Source organism: Rathayibacter sp. AY1C5 (assembly GCF_002931705.1).
Taxonomy (GTDB): Bacteria; Actinomycetota; Actinomycetes; order Actinomycetales; family Microbacteriaceae; genus Rathayibacter.
Map to the genome: position 1 here is coordinate 1 of NZ_PSWD01000051.1, position 6,123 is coordinate 6,123.

The following is a 6,123-nucleotide window of genomic DNA, read 5'->3' on the forward strand; positions in this document are numbered from 1 at the left end:
GGGCCGTCCTCGGAGGCTAGGCGGGGCGGGGGGCGGCGTCCGCCCGTTGACTTCCCAGGTGCGCGGCCGTGCTCGCGGGTGCGGGGGCGCTCGCCGACTCGAGGTCCGTTCTCCTCCGGCTCCCGCTCCGTTCTCCTCCGGCTCCCGCTCCGTTCTCCTCCGGCTCCCGCTCCGTTCTCCTCCGGCTCCCGCGACTGTCCAGGAGTTGTCGCACTCGAGCTCGAGTGCGACGACTTCTGCGCACTCGGCGACGACCGCTGGGACAGGCCCGGCGGCTCCGCGACCACGCGGAAGCGGCCGTACTGGAGCGCGAGCACGGCGACTTCGGAGCAGTGGCGACCGGCGCGAGTGCGCGGGTCCGCGAGCGCTCAGGAGTTGTCGCAGTCGACGCCGAGTGCGACGACTTCTGGACAGTGGGGGGAGGGGCTCCGGGTGAGCGCTCGCGAGTGCTTAGGAGTTGTCGCAGTCGACGCCGAGTGCGACGACTTCTGGACAGTGGGGGAGGCTCCGGGGTGAGGGCTTGCGAGTGCTCAAGAGTTGTCGCAGGCGACGCCGAGTGCGACAAGTTCTGGACAGTGGGGGGGGGAGGGGCTCCGGGTGAGGGCTCGCGAGTGCTCGGGAGTCGTCGCAGTCGCGGCCGAGTGCGACGACTTCTGGACGGTGGGCGGCGTCCGAGCGGCGTCAGGGGCCCCGGCGGCACCCGTCAGGGCCCCCGGCGGCACGCATCCGGGGCCCCGGCGGCACGCGTCGCGCCCGGCACCCGCGACCTAGGGTGAGGGCATGCATCCGCTCGACGCCAAGGACCCGCTCGCGCACTGCCCCGAGCTGTTCGTCCGCACCCCCGAGGTCCGCTCCTACCTCGACGGCAACTCGCTCGGCCGGCCGCTGCGCGCGAGCGTCGCCCGGCTCGCGCGGTTCGCGGAGGAGGAGTGGGGCGGACGCCTCATCCGCGGCTGGGAGGAGGGCTGGCTCGACATGCCGCTCGAGGTCGGCGACGCCCTCGGCTCCGCGGTGCTGGGAGCCGCGGCCGGGCAGACGGTCGTCGCCGACTCCACGACCGTCCTGCTCTACAAGCTCGCCCGCGCGGCGATCGCCCGCCAGGCGGAGCAGGGGCGCGACGAGATCGTCGTGGACACCGACAACTTCCCCACCGACCGGTACGTGCTGGAGGGCATCGCGGCCGAGACCGGCAGCACGCTCCGCTGGATCGACTCCGACCCCGGGAGCGGCGTCGGCCCCGACGACCTCGCCCCGGCGCTCGGCGAGCGGACGGCACTGGTGCTGCTCAGCCACGTCGCCTACCGCTCGGGGTTCCTCGCCGACGCCGCGGCGATCACCGCCCAGGCGCACGAGGCCGGCGCGCTCGTGCTCTGGGACGCCTCCCACTCCGTCGGCTCGGTGCCGCTCGAGCTCGACGCGTGGGGCGCGGACCTCGCGGTCGGCTGCTCCTACAAGTACCTGAACGGAGGCCCGGGGGCGCCCGCGTGGGCGTACGTCGCGTCGCGGCACCAGGGCTCGCTCGCGCAGCCGGTGCAGGGCTGGATGGGCGTCGCCGACATGTTCGAGATGGGACCCGGCTACCGTCCGGCCGAGGGGATGCGGCGCTTCCTCAGCGGCACCCCGCCGATCACGGGGATGCTCGCGATGCAGGACATGATGGCGCTGATCGCCTCGGTCGGCATGCCCGCGGTGCGCGCGAAATCGGAGGCGATGACGGCGTACGCGCTGGAGCTGGCCGACGCGTGGCTGGTGCCGCGCGGGGTGCGGGTGGCGACTCCGCTCGACCCCGCCCGACGCGGCTCGCACGTGACGATCGCGCACGAGTCGTTCGCCGGCCTGATCCCGCGGCTGCAGGCGGAGGGGGTCGTGCCGGACTTCCGCCGACCCGACGGCATCCGGATCGGCCTCTCGCCCCTGTCGACCACCTTCGCCGAGCTGGAGCTGGGCATGGCGGCCATCAGGGACGCGCTGGACTGAGCGGGCCGGGGCTCGGCGAGGCGGCTGTCCCCGGCCCCGCCGGCGCCCTCACCGCGCGTCGCGCGTCCGGCGGGTGCTCTCCTTCTGCAGGGCCTCGACGAGCTCCGCCTTCGTCATGCGCGAGCGGCCGGAGACGTCCAGGCGCTTGGCGAGGTCCATCAGGTGCGCCTTGGTCGCGTTCGCGTCCACTCCGCCCGCCGTCTCGCCCCCGGGGGAGCGGCCGTGGCCCTCGGCGCGGGAGTCGGAGGGGCCGCTCTCGGCCTTGCGCTCCCAGTGGTCGCCGACCTTCTCGTACTCGTGCTTCAGCGCGGCGAAGGCCGTGCGGTGGGCGCGCTCACCGTCGCCGTAGCTGTCGACGGCCGAGTCGTGCGCGGCCGACCAGAGCTTCTGCGCGTGCTCGTCGGAGCGCTCGATGGTGGACGGGATCTGTTCCTCGCGGGGCATGGCGGCCTCCCTCTCGTCCTCCGACGCTACGTCGGGTCGGAGGCGCCGGTCACCCCGTTGACGAGCGCTCGGCGGGCGCCTCCGTCCCCGGAGCGCACTCGGGAGGCCGCTGCCGGTGTTCTCACCGGGCCGACGCCGATGATGGGGCGATGTTCATCCCGACCAGAGCCGCCGGTCTCGAGGCGCTCGACGACTTCGTCGCCCGCGCCGGCTCCGCCTACGCCCGCGACCGCAACCACGACCTCGGACCGTCCCGGGACAACGTCTCCGGACTCTCGCCCTACCTCCGCCACCGCCTCGTCACCGAGCGGGAGGTCGTCGCCGCGGTCCTCGCGCGGCACCGCCTGACCGCCGCGGAGAAGTTCGTCCAGGAGGTGTTCTGGCGCACCTACTGGAAGGGCTGGCTCGAGCAGAACCCGGACGTCTGGCGCCGCTACCGCCGCGAGGTGGCGGACTCCTCCGCGGGCGATCCTCCGCCCGGGTACCTCGACGCGATCGGCGGACACAGCGGCATCGACGCGATGGACGCGTGGGTGAGCGAGCTCGTCGAGACCGGGTACCTCCACAACCACACCCGCATGTGGTTCGCGAGCATCTGGATCTTCACCCTCGGACTGCCCTGGCAGCTCGGCGCCGACTTCTTCTACCGGCACCTGCTCGACGGCGACGCCGCGTCCAACACCCTGTCGTGGCGATGGGTCGCCGGCCTGCAGACTCCGGGCAAGACCTACCTCGCCTCCGCGTCCAACATCGCCCGCTACACGGAGGGGCGCTTCTCGCCGAGCGGCCTCGCCACCACAGCCCCCGCGCTGACGGAGGAGCCCTTCCCGCCGCGGGCACCGCTCGAGCAGGACGACGTTGTGGGGACCGTCGGCGCCCGCCCCGGCCTCCTGCTGCACGAGGAGGACCTCGAGGCGGAGAGCCTGCTCGCCGAGCAGCCGGGTCTGGCCGAGCGCCTCGTCGCGTGCGCCGTCGCCGGGGACGCGGGCGGGCGCTCGCCGTCCGGAGTCTCCGACGCGGTCGCCGCCTTCACCGCCGCGGCGCTCGCCGACGCCGCCGAGCGCACTTCCGACTCCAGCGGTCGGCCGGCGCGGGTGCTGGCGGACGCGCGTGCCGCGACGGTCGTCGACTGGGCGGTCTCCGAGCGGATCGACACCGTGGTCGTTCCGTACGCGCCGGTCGGGCCCGTCGGCGAGCGGGTGGAGGCGCTCCGCTCGGCTCTCGCCGACGAGGGGGTCGCGCTCGTCACCGTGCGCCGCCGCTGGGACGGTGCGGCGTGGCCGTCGGCGTCGCGGGGGTTCTTCCCGTTCCGGAAGCGGATCCCGGCGCTGGTGCGCGACCTCGTCGAGCCCGCCGACGCGGCACGCCTGTTCTGAGCGGCGTTCCGAGAGCCGCGTCCCGCGAGCTGCGTCCTGTGAGCCCCGTCCTGTGCTGCGTCCGGTGAGCCCCGTCCCGCGGAACCTGCCTGGTCCCGCGGGGCGGGTGCCGCTCAGCCGAGCAGGCGGTCGCGGAGGAAGTCGCTCGCGAAGCGGCCCGAGGGGTCCCACTCGGAGCGGAGGGTGCGCCACTCCTCGAGGTGCGGGTAGAGCGGCGCGATCTCGTCGGCTCCGGCGAGGAAGTGCTTGCCCCAGTGCGGCCGGGCGCCGAGCGGCAGCAGCGCTCCCTCGACGGCGGGGAGCACGGCGTCGACGCCGGCGCGGTCCTTCTTGAAGGTGAAGTGCACGCCGACGCTGTCGCGGCCTCCGGCGGGGGAGAGCCACTGGTCGTCGCCCGCCATGGTCCGCAGCTCCGTGATGAGCAGGACGTCGTCGATCCGCTCGCCGATCGCGCGCAGCGCCACGATCGCCTCGCGGACGTTCGCGCGCGGCACCATGTACTCGCTCTGGATCTCGTCGCCCGCGCTCGGCTCGCGGTCGAGGCGGAAGTGCGGCAGGCGCTCGGACCACGGTCCGACGGAGCCGCCGAACGGGTTCAGGTTGGAGTCGACACCCTCCGAGACGGCGAAGAGGCTCGCGGAGGCGGCGACCGCGCCCAGGTGCGTCGCGTCGACGTCGGCGACGGATCCCGCCGCCACCTTGGTCTTCAGCCACAGCTGCTCCACCGTCGGCGAGGACCAGTGGGTCATGAGGCTGACGCTGTAGGCGGAGGAGGTGATCGCGTCGAAGTCGTCGAGCACGCGCTCCCAGGGCAGGTCGACGAACGCGTCCTGGCGGACGTCGAAGGTCGGCTGGATGTCGAGGGTCACGCGGGTGACGATGCCGAAGGCGCCGAGGCCGACGACGACGCCCTCGAAGCCCGGCTCCCCGCGGCGGATCGTGCGCAGCGAGCCGTCGGCGGTGACGAGCTCGAGCGCCGAGACGGCGGAGGAGAGGTTCGCGTTGCGGTCGCCCGAGCCGTGGGTGCCGGTCGCGATGGCGCCGGCGACCGAGATGTGCGGGAGCGAGCCCATGTTGTGCAGGGCGTAGCCGTTGCTGTGCAGGTGCGCGGCGACGACGCCGTAGCGGGTGGCGCCGCCGACGGTGACGGTGCTCGCCTCGGCGTCGATCACGGGGTCGGAGGCCAGGTGCCCCAGGTGCAGCAGTGCGCCGGGGGTGTCGGGCAGGGAGTTGAAGGAGTGGCGGCTGCCGAGGGCGCGGACGCGCTCGTTCTCGCGGACGAGGCGCTGCACCTCCTCGACGGACTCCGGCTCGATGATGGCGGCGGCGCGGTACTCGTAGGTGCCCGCCCAGTTGCTCCGTGAGGTCATGGGTCCATTCTGCCGGGTGCGCGGGGGATTTGTTGTTGGTTGCAACGAATGGCCCGGTGGTGCACGGGGACACCGCAGGACGGAACGGCGTGGATATTGTTCGAGGCGCGCTCCGGGCCTCTGACGGGGAGGACGGCGATGACCGCGCGCAGACGACCCCGCTCGGATCTGTTCCGGGTGTGCGTGCGCCTCCTGGTCACGATCGTGGTGGTGCTGCTCGTCCTGGCGACGGGGACGCTCGCTCCGGGCGACGGGGCCGTCGATGCGACGGCGACCCTCGTTCCGGTCCATCTGCTCGGCCGGCCGCTCTCCACCGCCCTCCCCGTGGGATGGAGCGCCGCCTCCTCCTCGCTCCTCGACGAGCAGGCGCTGCGGAGCGCCGCCGAGGAGGAGGCGCGCGGAGAGCGGCGCCTCCTCCCGCGGATGCTGGGGGCGACCGGGGCGACCAGCACGACGCTGTCGGCGGCGGTGCCGGCGATCGTGATCACGGTGGCGATCGCGGTCACGGTGGCGATCGCGCAGAGGACGGAGTTCCGCAGCGAGCCCCCTTCTATCGCCGCCGCCCTGCTCGCCGTCGCGAGCTCGAGGGTGCTGATGGTCTTCTCGGTCGCACAGGCCTGCCTGCGCCTCGAGTCGCGGTCGCCCCGGCGGTCGCAGGGGCGCTTCGCCTTCGAGGAGGCGCCGCACTTCAGTGACGACGCGACCCTCGCGCTCCTGCTGTCCACGACGGTGGCCACGGTCTCGGCCGAGATCCGCTCGAGAGAGGGCTGGCGCCTGGTGCGCGCGAACGTCGTCATCGCGTTCGCCTTCGACTCGGTCATCATCGCGATGACGGTGTCGCTGCTGTTCGGCGGACTCACGGCCTGAGACGGCGGGAGCGGAGCGTCCGGCGGAGCCGGGGCGGGTTCGAGGGGAGCGGGTTAGAGCGGCCCGGCGGTGGCTGGTTCGCGTCGGCT

The 6,123-nt window shown here is 73.7% G+C and carries 5 protein-coding genes; 3 read left to right on the forward strand and 2 right to left on the reverse strand.

From position 1 onward, the window contains the following. The first annotated feature begins 780 nt into the window (after positions 1–780). Complete coding sequence (locus C5C57_RS17270; RefSeq protein ID WP_104248351.1) at positions 781–1,977, forward strand: kynureninase; 1,197 nt, start codon at positions 781–783, stop codon at positions 1,975–1,977. A 48-nt stretch (positions 1,978–2,025) separates the two neighbouring features. Here C5C57_RS17270 and C5C57_RS17275 read toward each other — a convergent pair whose 3' ends face one another. After that, positions 2,026–2,421 (reverse strand): ChaB family protein, encoded by a 396-nt coding sequence (locus C5C57_RS17275; protein ID WP_104225169.1) that lies wholly within the window; start codon positions 2,419–2,421, stop codon positions 2,026–2,028. Between the two features lie 149 nt (positions 2,422–2,570). Here C5C57_RS17275 and C5C57_RS17280 point away from each other — a divergent pair, with 149 nt between their 5' ends. Continuing rightward, complete coding sequence (locus tag C5C57_RS17280) at positions 2,571–3,797, forward strand: FAD-binding domain-containing protein (protein ID WP_104248350.1); 1,227 nt, start codon at positions 2,571–2,573, stop codon at positions 3,795–3,797. Between the two features lie 113 nt (positions 3,798–3,910). Here the strand turns inward: C5C57_RS17280 and C5C57_RS17285 are convergent, their stop codons facing one another. Continuing rightward, positions 3,911–5,167: a D-arabinono-1,4-lactone oxidase gene (locus tag C5C57_RS17285; RefSeq protein WP_104248349.1), complete on the reverse strand. Its 1,257-nt coding sequence runs from the start codon at positions 5,165–5,167 to the stop codon at positions 3,911–3,913. 138 nt (positions 5,168–5,305) lie between these two features. On the opposite strand from C5C57_RS17285, the gene C5C57_RS17290 reads away from it, so the two are divergent. Further along, on the forward strand, positions 5,306–6,034 hold the full coding sequence (locus C5C57_RS17290) for a DUF1345 domain-containing protein (protein WP_181069266.1): 729 nt from the start codon (positions 5,306–5,308) through the stop codon (positions 6,032–6,034). Positions 6,035–6,123: the final 89 nt, after the last annotated feature.